The following is a 23,061-nucleotide window of genomic DNA, read 5'->3' as shown; positions in this document are numbered from 1 at the left end:
TTGTCGCCTCGCTAGATTGCGTCCGGGTAGCGTCCCTCAGGAAGGTCGCGCCGTCGTTCTTTCTTGCAGTCTCATTCTCAAAGGAGTCCCCATGCGTGCTCGTCAACTCGGTATCACTGTCGGTGTCGGTACCACCGGCGAATTTAATGCTATTACCGATGTCCCCGGTGTTCGCGTCGGCCACAGTACCCTGATTTCCGATGCCGCCGACGGCAAGCAGATCCGTACAGGCGTGACGGTGGTGCAGTCACGCGCCGGCGAGGCGCGTCTCGATCCTTGTTTCGCGGGCCTGCATGTGCTCAACGGCAACGGAGACGCGACGGGTCTGGAGTGGATTCGCGAGGCTGGCCTGTTGAGCACCCCCATCGCCATCACCAATACCCACAGTGTTGGTGTCGTGCGTGATGCGCTGATCGCCGCGGAGCGTGATGCGCTGGCTGACCCCTCAGAGTACTGGTGTATGCCGGTGGTTCTGGAAACTTACGATGGGTTGCTCAACGATATCTGGGGACAGCATGTCAATCCCAAGAATGTGCGCGATGCACTGGCCAGTTCGAAATCCGGTCCTGTGGCCGAAGGCGCAGTGGGCGGGGGGACGGGGATGATCTGCCATGAGTTCAAAGGTGGTATTGGCACCGCCTCGCGCAAACTCTCGACGGAGCAAGGAGGCTGGACGGTAGGCGCGCTGGTGCAGGCCAACCATGGCCAGCGTCAAGAGTTGCGCGTCGACGGCTACCCGGTGGGTCGGGTATTGGGTGATATTCCGTCGCCATTTGCTGATCGTGGCGAGCCAGGAATGGGCTCTATCGTGGTGATCATTGCTACGGATGCCCCTTTGCTACCGCATCAGTGCCAGCGCCTGGCACAGCGCGCATCCATCGGCATTGCGCGTACCGGCGGCGGTACCGAAGATGCCAGTGGCGATCTCTTTGTCGCCTTCTCCTGTGCGGACCAGAAGCTGCCGCCGGCCGCCTACGGACGTAAAGGCGTGCCTTTTGCCATGCCGGTTGAGATGCTCAGTAACGACCACATTACCCCGCTGTTCATGGCGGCGGCCGAAGCCGTGGAAGAGGCCATCATCAACGCCTTGCTGGCCGGGGTCGATATGCAGACTGCCGACGGCGTGCTGGTGCCCGGCCTGGGCGGTGAACGCCTGCTGCATGCACTGCGCGAGGTTGGCTGGCGCGGATAAATCACGTCAATCACTAGGGGGGAGCATCATGAGCTGTTGCTCCCTGCTGAGTGGTCCATCGCTACAGGTTGCACCCGTCGATAACAGCAGGGTGATGTTCTGCTCAGCTTGATCACAGCCGGAGTCCTGCAGGAGCTGGATTGGAGCAGCAGGGCAACAATCATCCCCCTGTAACTCGCCTCATCCCACCGACTCACCCAGGCAGGGTAACCCGTTGCAGTGATTACCGTGCCGTCCTGCCCCCCTCATACTTGTCACCAGCCCCTGCGGGGATGTATGCAGTTTGATAGCTGATCGGGCTGGAAACACCGACTGCTCAATGAGCGTGCTCCCCCCTTTGCTTGTCGCGCGAGAAATTTCTTGAGGTGGCCGAGAAAGGTCGCCTTGAAGGCGGTGGTAGAGCTCTGAACAATCCCCCCTCAAATTTTCTCGAGTAGTCAAAATGATTTGCCCTCGTGTTCTCGTCCTGGAGAGCCACCTGTCCCAACGCACCGTATTGGTACAGATGCTATATCGACTGGGTGTACGTGATGTCCTGCAAGCCAGTGAACCTGAGCAGGCCATGGACCAGATAATCCAGGCAGGCGATGTCGGGGTCATTATTTGCAGCCTGGATCATAAAGGGCTCGAGGGCCTGGATTTTCTTGGTCGGGCTGGAGAAAAGCAGCGGGCACGGGCGGTGGTGTTGTGCGGCGAATGCAGTGCGGATTTGCACAGGGTGCTGGAGAGTCTGGGAAGCCTTTCGGGGCTGCCGATACTCGGAATTTTGTCTGCGCCTTTTGAGCTCCGATCACTCTATGACCTGTTGCTGCGCTATGAGCCAGGAGGAGCGATCGGTCAGTCTCATGCTGTGCCTCAAGCCGTGCTTTCAATGCTGCCCAGCGAAGTGGAAATACGCCGCAGCCTGGCCTTGGGGCATTTCCGTGGCTGGTATCAACCTAAATTCCTGCTGGCTGACGCCAGCCTGGCAGGTGTCGAAGTGCTGGCGCGTTGGGAGCACCCGCGCAAAGGCGTGCTGCTGCCCAAAGACTTCCTGGCAGCCATGGTTGCCTATGACCTGATTGATGAGATGTTCAAGCAGTTACTGGACCAGGGGCTGATGTTGCTGCAGACACTTAATCAACCTACGCAACTGGGGCTGGCCTTCAATCTGCATATTTCTCAACTGATCAAGCGTGAACTGGTAGAGCATATACAAACCTCTCTCAAGCGCTATGGGTTCGCTGGAAACATCTTGACCTTCGAACTGGCAGAAAATGGTCTTTCCGACCTGTGCCCAGCAACAAGAGAGCATCTTTTAGAGCTGCACAAGATGGGCTGCAATCTGTCGGTCGACAACTTCGGTAGCGGCTTTTTTTCCCTTTCCTTGTTGAGCCAGCTGCCGCTCAGCCAGATAAAGCTCGACGCAAGCATTATCGAAGGAATAAAGGACACCCATGATCATTCGCTGATTTCCTGTGCTCAGGCGCTTGCCCATGCCTTGGGCAAAAGTCTGGTCATCGAGGGCATCAGTAATCGGAGCATGTTGGAACGTTTGATCAATATGGGGTGTACTTTCGGGCAAGGCTATTACCTGGCCCGCCCCATGACCGGGCTGGACTTTCAGAGTTGGTTGAGCCAAGAGAACTTTGAAAATCATTTGAAAAAAAATCGCTGACCTTTACTTTCTCAACATCACGCAACTCAACGGATACTTTATGTATAAGGCAATTATAGCGGACGATCACCCGCTGATCAGACTGACACTCAGGAACATCTTGTGCGAAAGGGGATTCGACATAGTAGCGGAAGCAGAGAACGGTGCCGAAGCCTTGCAACTGGCCCGCTTGCATGTGCCGAACATCATGGTGCTCGATATTTCCATGCCCAAGATGGGTGGGCTTGAAGTCATCACGCGCATAGGAATGATGGACCTTCCCATCAAGGTCTTGGTCTTTACCTCGCAGGCCGCGGAGATATATTCCCTGCGCTGCATGAAGGCGGGGGCAGCTGGTTTCGTATCAAAAACCAGCCATCTGGATGAGTTGGTCAGAGCCATCAGGGCCGTCATGGACGGCTATAGCTTCTTCCCCAACCTGTCTGCCAGTTCGGTGCGGAGCAGTGATATTCATGTATCGGATGCGGATCTGATCAAAAGCCTGTCGGACCGCGAGCTGAGCATAATACAGATGCTTGCGAGTGGCCTGGGAAACAAGGAAATAGGAACGGCCCTGTTGATCAGCAATAAGACTGTCAGCGCCTACAAGGTCAAGCTTATAGAAAAGCTCAAGGTCAAATCAGTTATTTATCTAGCTGACTTTGCCAAGCGCAACAATCTGATATAGGGAGATTTTTTAACGGTATATATATTATTTATCGGTTCAAACTTAGTCTGCACCAAGGGTGCACCAGCAAAACTCTAGTGTTGCTTCTTTCTGCCATCTGCTGCATCTGGTTGGCTGAGTCACGATAGTCGGCTGAACTTAGTAAATTTCTGGTTTCGTTCGATGAGTTCCTTCATGTGCTTGCTTATTGTTTTTATCTTGCTTTCGGTAATTTTGAATATTGTTCAGTGCTGTCTTTCACGTCATGCACAGAATGTACGCGCAAATGAATACCACTTGCTTGAAAGCCGCTACGAACTGACTCGCAAGATGCTGGATGGAACACCTCACCCTCTCTACATCCGTGATCGCATGGGGCGAATGGTTGCTTGCAATAGTAGTTACCAGAACATGATCGGTCTTAGCGAAGGGGAGCTCATTGGTACCTCAGCACTTGATGAACCGTTTGCCGACAGGAACGAAGCGGAAAACTACCACAAGTATTGCCTGGCGCTGATGGGCAAGGGAGAACCCCATCTACATGATCGAGACCTGACCATGACAGACGGGCGAACCTTGAAAATCTACCATTGGGCATTGCCGTATCGAGGGTCCGATGGTGAGGTTGCCGGGATGGTCGCCGGCTGGATCGATGTCAGCGGACGCCAGCAACTGCTGCATGAGTTGAGCGAAGCCAAGAATGCCGCCGATGCGGCCAACCGGGCAAAAACCACCTTTCTGGCTGCCATGAGTCATGAGATTCGCACGCCATTGAATGCCGTTATCGGCATGCTCGAACTGGCCATGAAGAAAGCCGAGCAGGGGGTGACCGACCGCTTCGCTATCGAGGTGGCGTCTGGTACCGCGAAGGACTTGCTCGGCCTGATAGGAGATATCCTTGATATCTCCCGCATCGAGTCCGGAAAACTTTTGCTGGCACCGGAGCGCGCCAACCTGCTGAAAATCGTGGAGTCGGTAGCCCGGGTATTCGAGGGCGTTGCCAAGCAGAAACATTTGTCCCTGGTCCTGGAGCTGGGCGCCTGTTCGGATTGCGACGTATGGGTAGACCCTTTGCGGTTTAAGCAGGTTCTTTCCAATCTGTTGAGCAACGCGATCAAGTTCACTGAAGAGGGGAGTGTCTGGGTGAAGATGCGTGCCGAGCCGGCCTCGGATGGCAAGTCTATCCAGATGACCCTCAGGGTCGAGGACAGCGGAATTGGTATCTCCCGGCAGGACCAGCAAATCCTGTTCAACCCTTTTGCCCAGGTCGGCAACAATCCGCAGTCATCCTACAGTGGATCGGGATTGGGCCTGATGATCAGCCGCTCGCTATGCGAAATGATGGGGGGAACCCTGACCCTTTCCAGTGCCTTTGGCGAAGGCACGCAAGTTGTGGTCGCTCTGCATTTGCCTGTTCTCCAACCATTGGTTGAACAGGCGGTAGTCGAGCAGTTGTTGCCAGTAGATATCAGGGAGCGGAGCCTGCGCGTGCTGGTGGTGGATGACTACCCCGCCAACCGCCTTCTGCTGTGCCAGCAACTGAGCTATCTGGGACATCAGGTCGAAGATGCCGTGGACGGCGCCCACGGCCTGCGGGCATGGCGCAATCGTCATTTCGATGTGGTCATCACCGACTGCCATATGCCGATCATGAATGGCTATAACCTGGCGCAGGCAATCCGCGAAGAGGAGTATGCCCGTGGGCTGGAGCCCTGCCTGATCCTGGGGCTCACCGCCAATGCCCAACCTGAAGAAAAGCTGCATTGCCTGGCGGCCGGCATGGATGAGTGCCTGTTCAAGCCGATCGGCCTGAAGGCGCTGGAGGCCTGGCTTAGCGCCGCGCCCGAGGTGATGACTCCCGCCAGGGTCGAGCTTGAGGCTCGACATGATGGCATCGAGGAGATCGACCTCACCAATCTTGAGCAACTGACCCGTGGCGACAAGGAGGCAATGAGAAAGCTCCTGCAGGAGCTGGACAATAACAATGAAGAGGACATGACGCGCCTACAGAAGTTGTTCGCCCAACATGATGTGCAAGGGCTCTCGAATCTCGCCCATCGAATCAAAGGGGGCGCCAGGATCATCGGCTATTCAGCCTTGATTCAGTCTTGCGAAGAGGTCGAGACAGCCTGTGGCGAACAGGAACATTCCGCTCTCACAGAAGCGATCAACAGTCTCTATCAGTGCATGGAGCGGCTGTCTTTCTACCTCAGGACTCAGTATCACCATCAACGATGGGCGTGATTATAGCTGAGTCGCGGACTGCTAAATTCTAGGCAAGATAATTCTGAGCTATCGCGAGAATTTTCTCTTAGCGCGATAGTCTTTTCCTCGCGCATCTGACGCCAACTATCCACACAATTGCGTTGTTGTTATTCACTCTCTCAATCACGGTAATCGGCCTGCATATAAACCTGCTGCCTAAAAAAGCAATAGTCCGGCGTTTGTGTTGTTGAGTGAAACAATTAAATATTTTGCAAGAACCTACTTAACCTGAAGGAAATACCGCTATGAAGAAAAGTTTGATCGCTGTAGCGCTGCTGACTGGTTGCGCATTTGCAGGCATGGCCAACGCCGCTGACGGCACCATCAACTTCATCGGCAACATTACTGACGCAGCTTGCACCGTTACTGCAAACACCGCCAACCAGACCGTCACCTTGGGTACTGTCCAATCCTCGGCCCTGAATAGTGTAGGCGCTACCGCTGCTCCGACGCGCTTCAACATTGTGCTGACCTCTTGCCCGGCAAACGTCAACAACGCCACCATCAAGTTCGACGGCCCGGCCAACCCTGCGAACAGCAGCCTGCTGGCACTGACCAACGCCGCGGGCGTAGCGACCGGTGTCGGCATCGGTCTGTATGAGCAGGACGCCGTTACTCAGATCCCGGTCGGTGGCACGTCGGCCAGCCAGGCATTGTCGACGACCGCTGACACCACTTTCAACTTCATTGCCAAGTACGTTGCCACTAACGCGACTGTCGTAGCCGGTTCCGCGAACGCCGTCAGCAACTTCACCGTCACTTACAACTAACTCGTAAAGTCCGGGCATTAAATCACCTAATGCCCGGCACGAGTGAATGATCAAATCGCACCAACTTCCCTGAAAAAAACAGGAAATGAGGAGCAACTCAAGGAGCATTTATCAATGCATTGGCTCAAGTCCGTTTGTATCGCCGGCTGTCTCTTCGGTATTACCCATGCTTCCTGGGCTGGCGTAGTGGTGGGCGGGACTCGTGTGGTGTATGACGGCTCGAAAAAAGAAGCCTCCATCTCCGTCATGAACCCAGAAAAAACCACGCCCTACCTAATTCAGTCCTGGATCGAGGATGTCTCGGCCGGCGGCACCCAGAAGGCCCCTTTTATCATGACACCACCGCTGTTTCGCCTTGATGCGGGGCAAGAAAACGTGCTGCGTATCATCCGTACGGGCGGCACCTTTCCAGAGAACAAGGAGTCGGTGTTCTGGGTCAATATCAAGTCGATTCCCGCTTCGGAAAAGTCCGACGCCAATCAACTACAGATTTCGGTAAAAACCCGCATTAAGTTGTTCTTCCGCCCGGCTGGTTTGTCTGGCTCCGCCAGTGAGGCCTATAAGTCCCTGAAGTTCAGCCGATCCGGTAATCAATTGCAGGTCAATAACCCAACGCCATACCACGTTTCTTTTTATCGCGTGAGTGTGGGTAAGGAAGAGATTACAGATGCCGGCATGGTGGCTCCACAAAGTTCACTGGCCTGGACAATTCCGGCCGGCGCGACCGGTGCCGCAAGTTGGCAGGCGATCAATGATTTTGGTGGTATTTCTGCGGATGCCAGTGCACCACTCTGATCAAGTTCAGAGGTCTGCTTTACCCCTCCCGTTTAATTAAATATCAATCCGCTGGATCAACTGCCCGCAGCCAGTGGGAGCGGCGTGCGCGTCATAAAGTTGAGTGGAGTTTATTGGCATGAAAAAACATTATTTGAGCCCTGTGCCACAGCTGAAAGCAGGTGGTCATTCATATGCTTTCACTCCCACTCGTCTGGCGACACTGATAGCGGCCCAGTTCGTGTTGGGGATGAGTTTGCAACCCGCCTCGGTATGGGCAGAGGACTATTTCAACCCTTATGCATTGGAAATAGATACCCTCAGCCAGCAGTCCATCGACCTTGAGCGTTTCTCCAGCCAGGGCGGGCAGCTTCCCGGTACTTACCGGGTCGATATTTTTCTGAACGACACTCGCGTCAGCAATCGCGACGTCAACTTTGTCGATGTCGAGGGCAAGTTGCAGCCCGAGTTGACGCCGCAGCAATTGAAAGACATGGGCGTCAAGCTCGAAGCCTTCCCGACGCTGCAGCAACTGCCAACTGCGCAAACCATCACCCAACTGCAGGACTATATTCCGGACGCCAGCAGTCGGTTCAACTTCGGCGAGCAACGCCTGGATCTCAGTATTCCGCAAGCGGCGCTGACCAACGAAGCCCGTGGTTATGTGGACCCCAGCACCTGGGACCAGGGGCTGACGGCTGGCCTGCTGAACTACAATTTCAGCGGCGCCAATACCTCGCGCGACAACCGTTCGGGGACCGACGACAGTTATTACCTGAACCTGCGCAGCGGCTTGAACTTGGGTGCGTGGCGGCTGCGCAACTACTCCACCTACAACCAGAGCAGTGGCAAAAGCGGCTGGGACAAAGTCAACAGCTATGCCCAGCGGGACATTCAGTCGCTGAAGGGGCAACTGACCCTGGGTGACAGCTCGACGCCCAGCGATGTGTTCACCAGTGTCCAATACCGAGGGGCGCAGCTGGCATCGGACGACAACATGTTCCCCGACAGCCTGAAAGGTTTTGCCCCCGTGGTGCGTGGTATTGCCCAGAGCAATGCCCAGGTCACCGTGCGGCAGAACGGCTACATCATCTATCAGACCTATGTGCCAGCCGGTGCCTTCACCATCACCGACCTGTACCCCACATCGTCCAGTGGTGATCTGGAAGTGACCATTACCGAGGCCGACGGCACCGAACGACGCTCTGTCCAGCCGTTCTCCGCGGTGCCGGTGATGTTGCGTGAAGGGCGTCTGAAGTACTCGGTGACTGCGGGTGAATACCGCTCGACAGCCAGCGAGAGCAGCAAACCAGCATTTGCCCAGGGCACGCTGATCTACGGTATGCCTTATGACACCACGCTGTACGGTGGATTGCTGGCGTCTGGAAAGTATTCCGCCACCAGCCTGGGTGTCGGCCATGGGTTTGGTGACTGGGGTTCGCTGTCCACCGATGTGACCCAGGCCAAGACCGAATTGCGCGATGGCTCCCGGCATAACGGCCAGTCGTATCGCATTCAGTACGCCAAGGACATCGCGGCCACCGGCACCACCTTTACCCTGGCCGGTTACCGTTACTCCACCAGCGGTTACTACGACTTCCAGGAAGCCAATGAAATCGATCCTGGCAACTTCAATGATTGGCGCCGGACCTATAACAAGCGCAGCAAGGCGCAGATCAACATCAGTCAGTCGCTGGGCGAATATGGCAACTTCTATGTCAACGGTTACCAACAGGACTTCTGGCGGCAAAAGGGCTATGAGCGCAGCCTGAGCGCCGGTTACAACCTGAGCTACAACGGCATCAGCTACGGCGTGGACTACACCTATACCCAGGCGCCGATCTATGAAGGCCGCAACAGCAAGGATCAACAGCTGTCCTTCAACGTGCAGGTGCCCCTGGAGAAAGTGCTGCCTAACAGCTGGGTTCGCTACAACCTCAACACCAGCAAGAAGGGCAATACCACCCAGGACGTGAGCCTGAGCGGCACAGCCCTGGCGGACAACAACCTGAACTACAACGTACAGCAGGGCTATGCCAACCAGGGCATCGGCACGAGCGGCAGTGCCAGCGCCAACTACAGGGGCACCTATGGCGAAGCCCGGGCGGGCTACAACTACGACAAGAACTCGCAACAGGTGAACTACGGGTTCCAGGGTGGGATCGTGGCTCACCCTTACGGCGTGACCTTCTCCCAGGAACAAGGCGAGACCATCGCCCTGGTCCGCGCGCCGGGCGCGGCGGATGCGAAGGTGCAGAATAATACCGGGGTGCGCACGGATTGGCGGGGTTACGCGGTGGTGCCGTATGTCAGTACCTATCGCAAGAACCGTGTCGCGCTGGATAGCGAGACGCTGGCGGACGATGTGGACATCGACACCAACACCCAGACGGTTATTCCAACCAGTGGCGCGGTGGTGCTGGCCAACTTCAAGACCCGAGTGGGCAGCCGCGTGCTGATGACGCTGACACACCAGGGCAAACCGGTGCCGTTTGGCGCCACCGCCGCCCTGCTGCAAGAGGACGGTGCCATGGACAACAGCAGCATTGTCGGCACGGATGGCCAAGTGTACCTGAGTGGCGTTCCGGAAAAAGGTCAGTTGCAGGTTAAGTGGGGCGATGCGGCGAACCAACAGTGTCAGGTTGACTTCACCTTGCCAAAAGTAGACCCCCCATCATCAGTGGCGACACCCGATTTTGTTTGTCGATTATCGGATAATTAGAGAGTGCGCAAATGAGAAATACCAAAGTAATTATCGTCTCGCTACTTAGTACGTTGGCAGTTCTTCCCGGGGCAGTGTGGGCTGTATGCACTTTAAATGCTGGCAATAGCAAGCAAGTAAGTAATATAAACTTCGGTGCTGTGACGATTCAACGGGACACTCCCCCCGGAACGATTCTGGCCACTAGCTCAACAATCATCTCAACTGGATACTACACTTGCTCATCGTCTTATTCTTACACATTTAATATAAGTAAATTTCCGACTCCTAGCTCTTATGGTAACAACGTTTACAGTACTAATGTCGCTGGCGTTGGACTGTTGCTAGAGTACACATATAATGGCACTACCTATCCGCTCCCGATTGCACCTTCGTCTACATGGAACTATCCCGCAGGCACCACGCGCCATATCGGAAGCTATAAAGCCTCGTTAATCAAAACATCAGTTGGTTCCACTGGTGGCGGTAACTTAACCCTTGGCACATTGGTATTTGATAACGTCGACACCCTAAGGGTTTTTGAGCTCAATTTGACAGGAATCAACACTATTGTTCCTGTGGCGTGTTCAGTCACTAACACCGCCATCAATGTACCGATGGGCAATGTACAACGCAGCACATTTACAGGCGTAGGGTACGAAGGGAATCCGGTTCAGTTCCTTATCCCACTTAACTGCGACGCTGGCACTCGGGTTAACTTCAGGATTGACGCGACCTCCGATAGTTCTGGTGTGCCGGGGGTGATGGCAATTAACTCATCCTCCACGGGCAATGCCGCCAGTGGGGTAGGGATAAAAATCACACGTAATGGTTCTGCAGTGGCCTTTGGTACAACAGTCCCGGTAGGGGTGACGGCTAATAGTGGTGCATACAACATTCCGTTTGTTGCGCAGTATTATCAGACCAGCAACGCTGTCAAGGCCGGGCAGGCCAACGGAACAGCAACGTTTACCATGACGTATAACTGATTTCCCCATCTGTACTTATGTCGCATGCCGCTGTGGATTCATCAAACACCAGAACAAGGCGTTGGCGCAGCACACCGAAAGGCACGATTTTTCCGTATTGGATTAACGTTGCGATTTGAAAACAGCCGATTCAAGCCACCTGGCAACCTGAGCCTTGTGACGCCAGAGCAAGGAGCTGGACCAAGCATCTGTGCAGTGAGTACTTCATCAGATCAGATTCCAGGTCCGACAGGCACACCGGGGAGCTCACATTGAGCTTCTCGATCAGTCGGGCTTTATACAGGCTGATGGTCTTGTTGCTGAGCAGCACGTCTTCGCCGATCTGCTTGTCGCTCAGTCTTTGGCAAGCTGGTGCAGGATCGACAGCTCCCTCGGGAGAAGCTCTGGCGACATCCGATTTTGTTTGTCGATAATCGGGCAATTAGAGAGTAAGAAAATGAGAAACATCAAAGCAATTATCGTCTCGCTACTGGGTACGCTGATAATCCTTCCCGGGGGAGCATGGGCTGTATGCTATTTTCAGGATGGCAACAGCAACAAGGTAGTAAGTAATATAGATTTCGGGATCGTGCTGGTTCAGCAGGGCGCTCCCCTTGGAGCGATTCTGTCAACCAAAACAGTATACCAAGAAACTGGGCTATACACCTGCACATCGAATTACAATTTTATCTTAGGTATTGATAAGTTTACGATACTTAGCGCTTATGGGAAAAGCGTTTATAATACTAATGTTGCTGGTGTGGGGCTGTTGTTAGAGCGTGGTCAAAATACATTCCCATATACGAAATCATATGTCGCAGGCAGTTCTTTTGTTACCGGCAACGTTACGGCCTCTTTAATCAAGACGTCAGTTGGCCCTACTGGTAGCGGTACCTTAACCCCTGGCACCTTGGCATTTATCAACGTTGATACTCTCAGGCTTACTGATATAAACTTGACAGGAACCAACACTATAGTTCCTGTGGGGTGTTCAGTCACTAACACCGCGATCAATGTACCGATGGGCAATGTACAACGCAGCACATTTACAGGCGTAGGGTACGAAGGGAGCCCGGTTCAGTTCGTTATCCCACTTGACTGCGGCGCTGGCACTCGGGTTGATTTCAAGCTTGACGCGCCCGCTGATAGTTCTGGTGCGGCGGGAGTGATGGCAATTAACTCATCCGCCACGGGCAATGCCGCCAGTGGCGTGGGGATAAAAATCACTCGCGATGGTGTACCAGTGAACTTTGGTACACCAGTCCAGGCGGGCGTAACGGCTAATAATGGTCCGTACAACATTCCGTTTGTTGCGCGTTATTATCAGACCAGCCCAGATGTCAAGGCCGGCCAGGCCAACGGGACAGCAACTTTTACCATGACGTATAACTGACTTCCCCACCTGTACTTATGTCGCATGCCGCTGTGGATCCATCAAATATCAACGACCACCAGAACAAGGCATTGGCGCAGCACACAGAAAATTTTTGTCGCCATAACTCAAGTCCTCAAGCTGAGATGAGTCGACGCAAGGTCTGAGCCCCCGGCAACATACTTACGCATTCCGGTCGTTCATGCAGCCCCTGCAGCAGGCCGAAACGGCACGCCTGTTAACCCTGATGGGCTGTCCCGTAGAGCAATTACCGTAACCAGGAGCTAAGGCATTTTCTCCTGGTTTCCGAGAAATTTCCTATCAGAGTACGGACTGTTTCTACTGTCTTCACCCCGTCTACTCCCGGAAAATTGGCGTATTCCATTTGCAACCGAGTGACCCCAATGGCCAGCCTGCCGCTCCGTGTTCTGGTGCTTGAAGAGCATCTATTTCAACGCTCCGTAGCCGTCAGTCTATTGATGCAGCTGGGTTGTCGCGAAGTGCTGGAGGCTAGCAGCGGTGGCGAGGCCCTTGCCATCCTGCAAGAGGCCGGCCCTGTGGATGTGGTCCTGTGCGACTTGCAAATGGAAGGCATGGATGGTCTGGAGTTCATTCAACGGGCCGGAGCAACCGGACAGTTGGGGGCCATCATTATCAGCAGTTACCTGCCTTTCGATGTGCGCCGTACGGTTCGGCAAATGGGCGCATTGTTGGGGCTGCACATGCTCGGTGATATCGGTAAACCCTTGCAGGCTGAAACCCTGCGGCAACTGCTGGAGGACTATTTGAGCCGGCAGCCGGCCGTATTGTCGCCACTCACGGATATGGAGTTGGCCAACGAGGAGCAGGTGCGACGGGCCTTACTCGACGAACAATTGGAGCCCTATTACCAACCCAAGTTTGATTTGAAAACCGGCGAGGTGTTGGGGGTGGAGGTTCTTGCGCGCTGGAACCATCCGTTCAAGGGCCTGTTGTCGCCGGCGACGTTTCTTGCGACGGTGGAGCACTGTGGGCTGATGGATGAGTTGCTGTTCAGCTTGATGCTCCAGGCGTTGAGCTTGCAGCGGCAGGTCAGGAGCCGGGGAGGGGAGTTGAACCTGGCGTTCAATCTGCATGCGGCGCAGTTGGCCAATGTGGAGTTGACGTCGCAGATCAAACGGATCCTCGCCATGTTCCAGGCACCGGGTTGCAGTTTGACCTTTGAGTTGACTGAGAGTGGTTTGCTGGAGGCTCCAGCGGTGTCCCTGGAAAACCTGGTGCGCCTGCGCATCATGGGGTGTCGCTTGTCGATCGATGATTTCGGCGCGGGCTTCTCCTCGTTGCAGCGCCTGTGCCAACTGCCCTTCAACGAAATCAAACTCGACGCGGAGTTTGTCCGCGGTCTCAAGCATGAGCCTCGTTGCCGGGCCGTAGTCGCCAGCACCCTGGCGCTGGGGCAGACCCTGGGCATGTCTGTAGTGATCGAGGGTATCGAGACCGCCGAGCAGCACCAGGAGCTACTGACACTGGGCTGTACCCAGGGGCAGGGCTACTGGCATTCCCGGGCCATGAACGGTGCCGATCTGCTGCGCTGGCTGCAGCGCACAGTTGAACGGTCGCTAGGAGCAGCCCATGGCCAATAAAGCATTACGCATCATGATCGCTGACCCACAGCACTTTCAGCGCTTGCGCCTGGAGCGGGACTTTAACCGCGAGGGTTACTACGGCATCGCGCCGGCGTCGAGCCTGGAGGAGATGCTAACGTTGCTGGAGTACGGCGACACTGCCTTCGACCTGGTGCTGATCAATGCCGGCTTGACGCTCAACGTCCGTTTCAACCTGTTGGCGTTTTGCTTGGACCATCCGCTGATCCGCCAAGCTTTCATCTACGATGTACCGGAGTACCAATTGGCGAGGCTTGGTGCCCAGGTCAAATCCCGGATTGTCTTCAGCTCCATGCAATTGCCCGAAGGCGTACCGATCAAGCAACTGATCCACAAAGTCGACCAGCCCATGCTCAACGAACCGGCACATAAAACGATAAGTCACTCTTGATGGATCAGCGCCCAGTTATAGTGCATTTACCAAGTTGATCCGCCCTATACCAGGGCGCGAACTATAGAGGTATAAATAAAGGCAAGCCCACAATGGTGTTATCTGCCATGGGCGGTAACCCTTTACGTATGAGCTTTTGTTTCGGATGAGTATTCGCTGAGCATTGGTTGCACTAAAAAAGGGCGATAGTGCCCACTTAAAAACAAGTGAACGCTATCGCCCTCTGAAAGTTTTCCCGCTACCTGTTGAGCCCTTGCCGCCATCCACAACAAAACATCAGTTTCTGGCTGGCTTGGATAAGACAGCTGCTGCTGTTAGTTATTATCCTGGTAATAACGCTGTTGCTGATGGCGGCGATGCTTTGGTGGTGGCGGGTCATAGTCATCGTCGGAACTGTATCTGGGAGCGCCGAGCGCAGTGCCGGTCACATTGTCGGCCCCACCGAGTGCTGTCCCTGTAACGTTTGCTGCGCCGCCGAGTGCTGTTCCAGTGATATTCGCCGCACCTCCCAGCGCGGCCCCAGTGACATTGGCGGCCCCACCCAGCGCCGCCCCGGTGATATTGGCTGCACCGTTGAGTGCCGAGCCAATGATGCCTTCAGCCTGAACGGATGATTGAAAAAAACCACCCATCAGGATTCCCACCATTGCCAAGCTCGGTGCTTTCTTGACGATATACATACGCCACCTCTACCTGAGAATTGAATCGAGCTGTAATGACCGAATCAGATCGGCCAAGTATTTTTTTGACAACAATTGATCGCCGTCAATCATAGAAAGTATTACCAAGAGTAACTAGGGTGGGCAGTTCTGTTTCTTAGGTTCTCGGGTTAGCGCTCGAGTTACTATAAGTGGCAGGAAGATACCCACTCCAAATACCTACGACAGGTAATGCAGGCACGACGTCATTAAACTTTTTTGTTGCGTTCAATTGACCGAGATTTTCTCTGTTAGTTCAGGTAGCCGGTAAGTGATGGATGCCATCTCTTTTCATTTATCAGGTGAAAATGATCCCGAATGTTCCGGCGTTTTCGACGATTTTGCCGACTTCTCGCCATTCTTTCAGGCAAAAACCAGCGAGGAGAAGGGATAACATTTTTAACTAGACTGAATTTTGGGATTGTCTATCCAGATTAGCCGAGTTTATCGGTCGGTTCCGCCTACCTACACTTCGATGCTACCCAGAGGGCAGGGTGGATATTTCTCATGGTCGACCCTCCCTTTCATGTGTCTTGCAGGGGGGGTTACGCGAAACGCTGCTGTTCTCTTTCGATTTTCCATACAGGATCCACACCCGATGCCTGGGCGGTTTGAGCCTTCTCATATCCGTACGTTTGCCCGTGCCTGCAAGACGCAACGGTTTTTATCGCTTATTGCCCGAGGCGTGTCGGGGCAGGGCGTTGCCTGAACAAGGAGATTGGATATGCATGTGCTGATGGTCATAGCGGGAGGCTTGGTCCTTCTGCTGGTGTTTATCCTGTTCGGCTGGCTCTGGGGTGGGAACAGCCTGGGCATGGTACTGGCGACCAGGGCCTTTGTTCCTTTCTGGCTGCTGATGGCAGGCATCAATATGTGGGTGGGTGTCACCTACGCGGGTTATAGCGTGCGCCAGGAGTTACCTATCCTATTGCTGGTCTTCGCCGTACCTACCTTCGCCGCGGGCATTGCTCTCTGGCAGTTTGCCCATGCCTGACACGCCTTGGATACGGGAGATTCATTTATGTCGGTAGAGGGCAGCGCGGGTGATCTGGTCAAGGTCGTGACCTTGCTGGGAGCGGCAGTGGTGGCGGTGCCCCTGTTCAAGCGCCTGGGCCTGGGCTCCGTACTGGGCTATCTGGCGGCGGGGTTGGTGATCGGCCCCTTCGGGCTGGGCCTGTTCAACGACCCCCAAACCATCTTGCACACTGCCGAGTTAGGAGTGGTGATGTTTCTCTTCGTCATCGGCCTGGAAATGCGTCCCTCTCATTTGTGGAGCATGCGGCGCGACATCTTCGGCCTGGGCAGCCTACAGACACTGGCCTGTGGTGTGTTGCTGACCGGGGTAGGGGTGACGTTCGGCTTTCCGCTGGCGGTGTCCTTCGTCAGCGCGATGGGCTTTGTGCTTACGTCCACCGCCATCGTCATGCAACTGTTGGGCGAGCGTGGTGACATTGCCGCAGCACGCGGACAGAAGATCGTGGCCATACTGCTTTTCGAAGACCTGTTGATCGTACCGCTGTTGGCGCTGGTGGCGTTCATCGCGCCTGTCGATCCTTCTGCGCCGGTTGCCGATTCGCGCTGGTTCAGCATTGGTATCGCCGCAAGCTCGCTCGCGGCGCTGATCGCCGTGGGGACCTGGCTGCTCAACCCGTTATTCTACATCCTGGCCAACGCCAGGGCGCGCGAGGTGATGACCGCGGCTGCGTTGCTGGTGGTGCTGGGCGCAGCGCTGTTGATGCAACTGGGTGGCCTGTCCATGGCCATGGGGGCCTTCCTTGCCGGGGTGTTGTTGTCGGAGTCGACTTTCCGTCACCAGCTCGAGGCGGATATCGAGCCCTTCCGTGGTTTACTGCTGGGGCTGTTCTTCCTGGGCGTCGGGATGTCGCTGGACTTGAGGGTGGTCGCGCACAACTGGCCGCTCATCGTCGCCGGCGTGCTGGCGATGATGGCCGTCAAGTCACTGTGCATCTACAGCCTGGCGCGGCTGACGAGGAGCTCTCACGTCGATGCCTTGGACCGGGCCGTGCTGATGGCCCAGGGCGGCGAGTTCGCCTTTGTGCTCTTTGGCGCTGCCTTGGCCAGTGGTGTGATCGCCCCTGAGGTCAACGCCAACATGACCGCCGTGGTCGTGCTCTCCATGGCGCTGACGCCGTTGGTGGTCATCGTCTACCGTCGCTGGGGGCCGAAGCCCGGAGCCTCCCTGGAAGGCCTGCAAGCGCCGGAGAATCTGGCCGGCAGCGTGCTGATCATCGGCTTCGGGCGTTTTGGGCAGATCGTGAGTCAGCATGTGCTGGCGATGGGGGCCGATATTTCCATCATCGATAACCAGCCTCAGGTGATACGCGACGCCAAGGATTTCGGCTTCAAGGTGTATTACGGCGACGGCACCTATCCCGACGTACTACATGCCGCTGGAGCGCACCACGCCCGTGCCATCCTGGTGTGCGTCGACGACCGCAAGGCCGCCACCCGGATCGTCGAATATGCTAAGACCCGGTTTCCCCATGCCCGTGTACTGGCGCGCGCCCTCGACCGGGAGCATGCCATCGAACTGATCAACGCCGATGTGGATTACCAGATCCGCGTCACCTTTGAGTCAGCCATGACCTTTGGACAAGAGGCATCGAAGGTGCTGGGCGCGACACCCGACGGGGCCGAGGCGATTGCAGATGAATTGCGCCGCAAGGACGCCGAGCGCCTGGCGCTGGAGGTGGCGGGCGGCATCTATGCCGGCAGGTCCATGATCCTGGGCAACACGGTATCCAAGGACTGATGTTCATGGCTTTTATCAACGACAAGCAGGCAGCCGCTGTCGTCCGGTTCTGGCGGGAGGCGGGCGCCAGTCAGTGGTTCGCCAAGGACCCAGCGTTCGACCAACGTTTTCGCGAGCTTTTTCTCGATCGGCATCGGGCGGTGGTGCGAGGTGAATGCGAGGTTTGGCGGAATACGCCCGAGGGTTCGCTGGCGCTGCTGATCTTGCTCGACCAGTTTCCGCGCAATGCTTTTCGTGGTTCGGCGGATATGTATGCGACGGACGTCCTGGCTCGACATTTCGCCCGCCTGGCACAGGCAGCGGGGCATATGGAGGAGGTCGCTGCCGACCTGAGGCTATTCTTCTGCCTGCCCTTTGCCCATTCCGAGGACCTCATCGACCAGGACTTTTCAGTCCTGCTCAATGCTCGCCTGGGGCAACCCTGGCTCGCCCATGCCGAAGGGCATCGGGAGGTGATCCGCCGATTTGCTCGTTTCCCGCATCGCAATCGACTGCTCGGACGCGAGAGTACGCCTGAGGAAAAGCGTTTTCTGGAGGAGGGGGGCTTCGCCGGCTAGCCATTATGGACAAGCTTATCCAGTACCGTATTTTCATCCAGGTCTCCGAAATGGGCAGCTTCATCAAGGCGGCCCACATGCTCGAATTGCCACGGGCTTCGGTGTCCGCCGCTATTCAGGAGCTGGAGACAGACCTGGGCGTACGGCTATTGCATCGAACGACACGGCGGGTTCAATTGACCGCCGATGGCACTCAGTTGCTGGAGCGGGTACGACGGTTACTGACGGATGCTGACGACATCCAGCGGCTGTTTCAGCTGCATCAGCACCAAGTATCGGGGCGTTTGAACATCGATGTTCCCAGTCGCATCGCCCGAAGGTTGATCGCACCGGCCCTGCCGACTCTCAAGCGCAGCTATCCAGGGCTGCAGCTCGCTTTGGGCTCCACCGACCGCTCTATCGATCTGGTACAGGAAGGGGTCGATTGCGTCGTCCGCATTGGTCATCTGCTCGACAGCAGCCTGATCGCGCGAACGATCGGGCAGATCGCGCTGATCAACTGTGCCCCTCCTGGTTATCTTCGTCAGCATGGCACCCCGAGGGAGCCGGGAGACCTGACCCATGGGCATTTCTCGGTAGGGTATGCCTCGCCGAATAACGGTCGTGAGCTGCCCTGGGAGTATGTGAGCGCTGGCAAGACCCACGAGGTGCCGGTACCCAGCTGGGTGATCGTCAATAACGCCGAGAGCTATATCGCCTGCTGCATGGCGGGAATGGGGTTGATTCAGATCCCCCGGTTCGACGTGCAACACCTGCTCGATTCCAGGCAACTGGTGGAGGTCATGCCCGAATTTCGCGCCGCGTCGATGCCGGTCTCGCTGCTGTACCCACATCGACGCCAACGCTCGCGTCGGCTTAATGCGTTCATTGATTGGTTCGAAGCGTTGATGCAACCCCATCTTGAGGCCCCCGGGTCGCTCTGATTCGCTGCGCCTGTCCGCTGTGGTCATGCTGAAGCTCTCACACGGAAGACTCATACGCCGCAGTGGAAGCCGGCTCAGTTGCCATTCTTGATGTTGCTCCATGAGCGCGAGCGTACACGTTCGGTCGCATGGGACTGAGATTGCAGGGTGAACAGCTTGGCTATCACGTCTGCGGCGGGGTAGATGTTCGGGTTGTCATTGACCTCGGCCGAAACCAGCGCAGTCGCGTCTTTGTTGGCGTTGGCAGTGAGCGCCAGATCGGTAGTGGACGCTATCACTCCAGGGCGCAACATATAGTTGATGAACATCAGCCCCTGCTCGGGATGGCTGCCATCTTTCACCAGCACCAGGTTGTCTGACCACAGCGGTGCACCCTCAACGGGGATGCTGTATTCGATTCTCACGCCTTTTCCGGCTTCTTTGGCGGCTTGCTTCGCACCGAATACTGCGCCGGACCAGGTCAGGGCCACGCAGATATCACCATTGGCCAGATCGCTGCCGATCTTCGACGAATTAAAGTAGGTGATGTGCGGACGCAGTTTCAGCATCAGCGCTTCGGCTTTTTTGTAGTCCTCAGGGCTGCTGCTGTTGGGGGGCAGGCCAAGGTAGTGCAGGGCGAGATGATTGAGCGCACGGGCGGTTTTCGCCCGACATGACAACGGCGCCCGCGGGCGCCGTTGTTGTTTGTGCCAGGCGTTACTTCACCGCATAGAACTTGCGTACATACGCCGTGCTGTGCCATGCGCAGGCCCTGTCCGGACGCATCGGCAACACCACCTGGAGCCTGATGTCGACCTACAGGAGCGGCGCCCACAGCTTTGGCCTGGGCTACCAGAAGGTCGACGGCGACACGCCTTACGACTACGTCACCCGCGGCGCGATCCTGCTCAGTAACGCCGTGGCCCTGTCGGACTTCAACGCCCCTGAAGAAGCCTCCTGGCAGGCCCGCTACGACCTCAACATGGCCGGCTACCAGGTTCCCGGCCTGACCTTCAGAGCCCTGTATGTTCGTGGCAGCGGCATCGACCCAAGTACGTGGTGCAGTCCGGACCGGCGAAAAACCTCGCCGTCACCCTGCGCCACGCCGTGCACCGCGGCAACAAGGCCCAGGCCGAACTGGATGCCGATCTGGCAATGCACTTGTGTTGATCAAACTTGAGCCGGAGTAGTATCTCCAAGGCCGCAATAGAGGCGTTGATGGTAATAATCCACAATCATTCATTCGATCAAAATCTACTCAAGATCCGATAAGGGGGCACTTCTGAAGGGTAATGGCACCATTGTTGGGCGCTGGAAACGTCGTCCTGGAAGTGGATAGATCAATCCAGGGCTCCAGCGTGTCGAAAAAACCTTCAGTTGTCCCTTTCATCTCCGGAGCTCCGGACTGCGGATATATGATCTCGATGTCAAGCTCATTGAATCTGGCAACTATCGCTCAAACAGCATGAGGTGGATGGCTGCAGTACCAACCATCCACCTTGTTAGACTCAGGTACCCGACTTGATCTTGGTCCAGGCTCGGGTCCGGGCCCGCTCTGCGTCGCGGGGTAGCGGCTGCAAGGTGTACAGCGTGCTCATCGCCGCGTCGGTCGGGTACAGGTTGGGGTTGTTGCGGATCGCCGGATCGACCAGCTCGGTGGCGTCCTTGTTCGGGTTCGGGTAGCCGACGAAGTCGCTGACCGGGGCGATCACCTTCGGTTGCAGCAGGTAGTTGATGAAGGTGTAGGCATCGTCCGGGTTCTTCGCGCCTTTGGGGATCGCCAGCATGTCGAACCAGATCGGCGCCCCTTCCTTGGGCAGGCGCATGTCCACCACCACACCATTCTTGGCTTCCTTGGCGCGGTTGGCGGCCTGGGAGAAGCTGCCGGAATACCCCACCGCCACGCAGATGTCGCCGTTGGCGATGTCGGCCATGTACTTGGACGAATGGAAGTAGGTGACGTAGGGGCGGATCTTCAGCAGCAGCGCTTCGGCCTTGGCGTAGTCCGCCGGCTGCTTGCTGTTGGGGTCCAGGCCCAGGTGCTGCAGGGCCAGCGGCAGGATCTCCGACGGCGAGTCGAGCAGGGCCACGCCGCACTGCTTGAGCTTGCTGATGTTCTCTTCCTTGAAGATCAGGTCCCAGCTGTCCACCGGCGCGTTCTCGCCGAGGGCGGCCTTGACCTTGGCCGGGTTGAAGCCGATCAGGATGGTGCCGTACATGTAGGGCACGGCGAACTGGTTGCCCGGGTCGTTGGCTTCGATCAGCTTCATCAGCTTGGGATCGAGGTGGTTCCAGTTCGGCAGCTTGCTACGGTCCAGCGGCTGGAACACCCCGGCCTCGATCTGCTTGGCGAGGAACACGTTGGACGGCACCACCACGTCGTAGCCGGAGTTGCCGGTCAGCAGCTTGGCCTCCAGCGCCTCGTTGGTGTCGAAGATGTCGTAGATCAGCTTGACCTGGCTGTTCTCGGCCTTGAAGTCTTCCAGGGCCTTGGGGGTGATGTAGTCGAACCAGTTGTAGACGCGCAGGGTGCGTTCTTCCGCACTGGCGAGTGAGCTGAGTAGGCAGAGCCCGCAAAGGGCGCTGATGATTAAGCGGGGGGGGCTGTTTTTTATCAATTTCAATCCAACCTTTATGGATGCCACGTTTGTTTGGGACTGTGTCCTTGTAATGACTGTGTGGAACACGTTTACGGATAAGCGATCTTGGATAACACCGATATTTATCTGGTTTATCCATCGAAAAAAAGCAAATACTGTGCCATGGAGCACGTAATCAAATAAAAATCGACTTGATTAACTATCCCAAGATATCTAAGCACTCTACTGACGGATTCTCCTTAACATCCGCATGGGATCATCCGGCCCGCCAGCAGCAACCATCCGATAGGATCAGCAACTCGCGAATCTCGATAAATAAACTGCTGTTCGCTGATGGGGCAATTGATGTGGATTACCTTCATGAGTTGAGTGCCCAGCCAGAGTGGAACCTGCAAAGGTTGTCCACCGTCAAAGATCAGTAAAGGTGAGGCTCAGTTGCAAGGCGCGTTGCAGTCGGAGTGGTTGGACGATTACCTAGTCGAAGAAAATCCAGTCCGTGTAGTCGACGTTTTCGTCGATGAGCTCGACCTAGGCGCGCTTGGGTTCAAAAGTGTTGATCCTGCTACAGGTCATCCGGCCTACCCATCCTGTATCTCGCTGAAGATCTATATCTACGGCTAACTCAATCGGATTCAGTCCAACCACCGGCTTGATTTGCCATTACACGCAACAGCATTGACCTTGAGTGGCTGTAAGGCGCTCTCGCACCGTTGGGCCGGTTCGTGCTCAATACCATGCTCGCCGGTGCGCGGGACTTCGTCGCCTATGGTCCGCGCGCCAGCGAAGTGGTAGGCCTGGAGAGTTCGCTTCACTTCTGTGATGCACTCTGGCATGTGCGCCGCCTTGAATGTGCTCAGAAGCAACAGAGCGAACAACTGAAGAGAAGAAGGGCCTGTACTGATCAGCAGCCAGAGGAACGCGATACGACGGGTTTGCGCCCCAAAGCGATCGGGCAGTGCCTGCATGATCATGTCCTCCGGCAAGGCACCAGGATGGCACCCTTTGTGGCAACTGTGTGGTGATGATGAGGCCCAAGTCGACCAGAGGAAAGTCCCAGTTGGATGCGCATGTTCCGGTCACGGTGCAAGGGATGGGGAAATCGCGGTGTTGGTGGCAATGGACCTGGTGATGAGCACTTCTTGACTACCGCTG

The 23,061-nt window shown here is 56.1% G+C and carries 20 protein-coding genes and 3 pseudogenes; 18 read left to right on the top strand and 5 right to left on the bottom strand.

Translation table 11 applies throughout. The features are described from left to right. Positions 1 to 91 precede the first annotated feature (91 nt). The 8 genes from DK261_RS23330 to DK261_RS23295 all read left to right on the top strand — a co-directional run bounded on the left by DK261_RS23330 (position 92) and on the right by DK261_RS23295 (position 10,994). On the top strand, positions 92 to 1,192 hold the full coding sequence (locus tag DK261_RS23330) for a P1 family peptidase (RefSeq protein WP_110176503.1): 1,101 nt from the start codon (positions 92 to 94) through the stop codon (positions 1,190 to 1,192). A 562-nt stretch (positions 1,193 to 1,754) separates the two neighbouring features. Continuing rightward, on the top strand, positions 1,755 to 2,849 hold the full coding sequence (locus tag DK261_RS23325) for an EAL domain-containing protein (RefSeq protein WP_158286946.1): 1,095 nt from the start codon (positions 1,755 to 1,757) through the stop codon (positions 2,847 to 2,849). Between the two features lie 40 nt (positions 2,850 to 2,889). Then, on the top strand, positions 2,890 to 3,516 hold the full coding sequence (locus DK261_RS23320) for a response regulator transcription factor (RefSeq protein WP_081361036.1): 627 nt from the start codon (positions 2,890 to 2,892) through the stop codon (positions 3,514 to 3,516). A 162-nt stretch (positions 3,517 to 3,678) separates the two neighbouring features. Continuing rightward, positions 3,679 to 5,739: an ATP-binding protein gene (locus DK261_RS23315; RefSeq protein ID WP_081361037.1), complete on the top strand. Its 2,061-nt coding sequence runs from the start codon at positions 3,679 to 3,681 to the stop codon at positions 5,737 to 5,739. Positions 5,740 to 6,005: 266 nt separating this feature from the next. Next, on the top strand, positions 6,006 to 6,530 hold the full coding sequence (locus DK261_RS23310) for a fimbrial protein (protein ID WP_081361039.1): 525 nt from the start codon (positions 6,006 to 6,008) through the stop codon (positions 6,528 to 6,530). A 42-nt stretch (positions 6,531 to 6,572) separates the two neighbouring features. Continuing rightward, entirely contained in the window at positions 6,573 to 7,325 is a 753-nt protein-coding gene (locus DK261_RS23305) for a molecular chaperone (RefSeq protein ID WP_232000889.1), read from the top strand. 229 nt (positions 7,326 to 7,554) lie between these two features. Then, positions 7,555 to 10,026, top strand: a complete 2,472-nt coding sequence (locus tag DK261_RS23300) for a fimbria/pilus outer membrane usher protein (RefSeq protein ID WP_110176501.1) — start codon at positions 7,555 to 7,557, stop codon at positions 10,024 to 10,026. 11 nt (positions 10,027 to 10,037) lie between these two features. Continuing rightward, on the top strand, positions 10,038 to 10,994 hold the full coding sequence (locus tag DK261_RS23295; RefSeq protein WP_081361044.1) for a fimbrial protein: 957 nt from the start codon (positions 10,038 to 10,040) through the stop codon (positions 10,992 to 10,994). Between the two features lie 130 nt (positions 10,995 to 11,124). On the opposite strand, the gene DK261_RS33970 is transcribed toward DK261_RS23295, so the two are convergent. Beyond that, positions 11,125 to 11,304 carry a hypothetical protein gene (locus DK261_RS33970; protein ID WP_371923104.1) on the bottom strand — a complete coding sequence of 60 codons (180 nt, stop codon included), beginning with the start codon at positions 11,302 to 11,304 and terminating at the stop codon, positions 11,125 to 11,127. Positions 11,305 to 11,430: 126 nt separating this feature from the next. Here DK261_RS33970 and DK261_RS23285 point away from each other — a divergent pair, with 126 nt between their 5' ends. The 3 genes from DK261_RS23285 to DK261_RS23275 all read left to right on the top strand — a co-directional run bounded on the left by DK261_RS23285 (position 11,431) and on the right by DK261_RS23275 (position 14,379). Further along, positions 11,431 to 12,366, top strand: a complete 936-nt coding sequence (locus tag DK261_RS23285) for a fimbrial protein (RefSeq protein ID WP_081361047.1) — start codon at positions 11,431 to 11,433, stop codon at positions 12,364 to 12,366. A 383-nt stretch (positions 12,367 to 12,749) separates the two neighbouring features. Then, positions 12,750 to 13,967 carry an EAL domain-containing protein gene (locus DK261_RS23280; RefSeq protein ID WP_110176498.1) on the top strand — a complete coding sequence of 406 codons (1,218 nt, stop codon included), beginning with the start codon at positions 12,750 to 12,752 and terminating at the stop codon, positions 13,965 to 13,967. Next, positions 13,957 to 14,379 carry a hypothetical protein gene (locus tag DK261_RS23275; protein ID WP_081361050.1) on the top strand — a complete coding sequence of 141 codons (423 nt, stop codon included), beginning with the start codon at positions 13,957 to 13,959 and terminating at the stop codon, positions 14,377 to 14,379. Before DK261_RS23280 ends, DK261_RS23275 begins: the two co-directional genes overlap by 11 nt. A gap of 314 nt (positions 14,380 to 14,693) precedes the next feature. On the opposite strand, the gene DK261_RS23270 is transcribed toward DK261_RS23275, so the two are convergent. Further along, on the bottom strand, positions 14,694 to 15,059 hold the full coding sequence (locus DK261_RS23270) for a hypothetical protein (protein WP_081361052.1): 366 nt from the start codon (positions 15,057 to 15,059) through the stop codon (positions 14,694 to 14,696). A 289-nt stretch (positions 15,060 to 15,348) separates the two neighbouring features. Here DK261_RS23270 and DK261_RS33635 point away from each other — a divergent pair, with 289 nt between their 5' ends. The 5 genes from DK261_RS33635 (at position 15,349) to DK261_RS23250 (ending at position 19,330) form a co-directional block, all read left to right on the top strand. Beyond that, on the top strand, positions 15,349 to 15,471 hold the full coding sequence (locus DK261_RS33635) for a hypothetical protein (protein WP_256597596.1): 123 nt from the start codon (positions 15,349 to 15,351) through the stop codon (positions 15,469 to 15,471). Positions 15,472 to 15,801: 330 nt separating this feature from the next. Then, positions 15,802 to 16,071, top strand: coding sequence for a hypothetical protein (locus DK261_RS23265; RefSeq protein WP_081361053.1), 270 nt, complete (start codon positions 15,802 to 15,804; stop codon positions 16,069 to 16,071). A gap of 27 nt (positions 16,072 to 16,098) precedes the next feature. Further along, positions 16,099 to 17,850: a monovalent cation:proton antiporter-2 (CPA2) family protein gene (locus DK261_RS23260; RefSeq protein WP_081361055.1), complete on the top strand. Its 1,752-nt coding sequence runs from the start codon at positions 16,099 to 16,101 to the stop codon at positions 17,848 to 17,850. Next, positions 17,850 to 18,407 (top strand): DUF924 family protein, encoded by a 558-nt coding sequence (locus DK261_RS23255; protein WP_081361056.1) that lies wholly within the window; start codon positions 17,850 to 17,852, stop codon positions 18,405 to 18,407. The genes DK261_RS23260 and DK261_RS23255 overlap by 1 nt, the downstream gene beginning before the upstream one ends. A gap of 5 nt (positions 18,408 to 18,412) precedes the next feature. After that, positions 18,413 to 19,330 (top strand): LysR family transcriptional regulator, encoded by a 918-nt coding sequence (locus tag DK261_RS23250; RefSeq protein WP_081361058.1) that lies wholly within the window; start codon positions 18,413 to 18,415, stop codon positions 19,328 to 19,330. A 74-nt stretch (positions 19,331 to 19,404) separates the two neighbouring features. Here DK261_RS23250 and DK261_RS23245 read toward each other — a convergent pair. Beyond that, positions 19,405 to 19,950 (bottom strand): annotated as a pseudogene (locus DK261_RS23245) (extracellular solute-binding protein); the annotation flags it as partial. A gap of 92 nt (positions 19,951 to 20,042) precedes the next feature. On the opposite strand from DK261_RS23245, the pseudogene DK261_RS23240 reads away from it, so the two are divergent. Next, a pseudogene (locus DK261_RS23240) lies at positions 20,043 to 20,479 on the top strand (OprD family outer membrane porin); the annotation flags it as partial. A 338-nt stretch (positions 20,480 to 20,817) separates the two neighbouring features. Here the strand turns inward: DK261_RS23240 and DK261_RS23235 are convergent. Next, positions 20,818 to 21,924: a polyamine ABC transporter substrate-binding protein gene (locus tag DK261_RS23235; protein WP_177411734.1), complete on the bottom strand. Its 1,107-nt coding sequence runs from the start codon at positions 21,922 to 21,924 to the stop codon at positions 20,818 to 20,820. Positions 21,925 to 22,323: 399 nt separating this feature from the next. On the opposite strand from DK261_RS23235, the pseudogene DK261_RS33630 reads away from it, so the two are divergent. Then, positions 22,324 to 22,527: pseudogene (locus DK261_RS33630) on the top strand (IS5/IS1182 family transposase); the annotation flags it as partial. Positions 22,528 to 22,541: 14 nt separating this feature from the next. Here the strand turns inward: DK261_RS33630 and DK261_RS33965 are convergent. Continuing rightward, a complete protein-coding gene (locus DK261_RS33965; RefSeq protein WP_164486667.1) occupies positions 22,542 to 22,874 on the bottom strand; it encodes a hypothetical protein in 333 nt (110 codons plus the stop codon). Between the last annotated feature and the right edge of the window lie 187 nt (positions 22,875 to 23,061).

Source organism: Pseudomonas sp. RW409 (assembly GCF_003184125.1).
Classification (GTDB): Bacteria; Pseudomonadota; Gammaproteobacteria; order Pseudomonadales; family Pseudomonadaceae; genus Aquipseudomonas; species Aquipseudomonas chlororaphis_I.
This window is presented reverse-complemented; position numbering and strand designations above follow the sequence as displayed.

Coding starts and splice junctions, on each gene's coding strand:
- DK261_RS23330 (WP_110176503.1), top strand. CDS start 92: ATGCGTGCTCGTCAACTCGGTATCACTGTCGGTGTCGGTACCACCGGC.
- DK261_RS23325 (WP_158286946.1), top strand. CDS start 1,755: ATGGACCAGATAATCCAGGCAGGCGATGTCGGGGTCATTATTTGCAGC.
- DK261_RS23320 (WP_081361036.1), top strand. CDS start 2,890: ATGTATAAGGCAATTATAGCGGACGATCACCCGCTGATCAGACTGACA.
- DK261_RS23315 (WP_081361037.1), top strand. CDS start 3,679: ATGAGTTCCTTCATGTGCTTGCTTATTGTTTTTATCTTGCTTTCGGTA.
- DK261_RS23310 (WP_081361039.1), top strand. CDS start 6,006: ATGAAGAAAAGTTTGATCGCTGTAGCGCTGCTGACTGGTTGCGCATTT.
- DK261_RS23300 (WP_110176501.1), top strand. CDS start 7,555: ATGAGTTTGCAACCCGCCTCGGTATGGGCAGAGGACTATTTCAACCCT.
- DK261_RS23295 (WP_081361044.1), top strand. CDS start 10,038: ATGAGAAATACCAAAGTAATTATCGTCTCGCTACTTAGTACGTTGGCA.
- DK261_RS23285 (WP_081361047.1), top strand. CDS start 11,431: ATGAGAAACATCAAAGCAATTATCGTCTCGCTACTGGGTACGCTGATA.
- DK261_RS23280 (WP_110176498.1), top strand. CDS start 12,750: ATGGCCAGCCTGCCGCTCCGTGTTCTGGTGCTTGAAGAGCATCTATTT.
- DK261_RS23275 (WP_081361050.1), top strand. CDS start 13,957: ATGGCCAATAAAGCATTACGCATCATGATCGCTGACCCACAGCACTTT.
- DK261_RS23270 (WP_081361052.1), bottom strand. CDS start 15,059: ATGTATATCGTCAAGAAAGCACCGAGCTTGGCAATGGTGGGAATCCTG.
- DK261_RS23265 (WP_081361053.1), top strand. CDS start 15,802: ATGCATGTGCTGATGGTCATAGCGGGAGGCTTGGTCCTTCTGCTGGTG.
- DK261_RS23260 (WP_081361055.1), top strand. CDS start 16,099: ATGTCGGTAGAGGGCAGCGCGGGTGATCTGGTCAAGGTCGTGACCTTG.
- DK261_RS23255 (WP_081361056.1), top strand. CDS start 17,850: ATGTTCATGGCTTTTATCAACGACAAGCAGGCAGCCGCTGTCGTCCGG.
- DK261_RS23250 (WP_081361058.1), top strand. CDS start 18,413: ATGGACAAGCTTATCCAGTACCGTATTTTCATCCAGGTCTCCGAAATG.
- DK261_RS33965 (WP_164486667.1), bottom strand. CDS start 22,874: ATGCAGGCACTGCCCGATCGCTTTGGGGCGCAAACCCGTCGTATCGCG.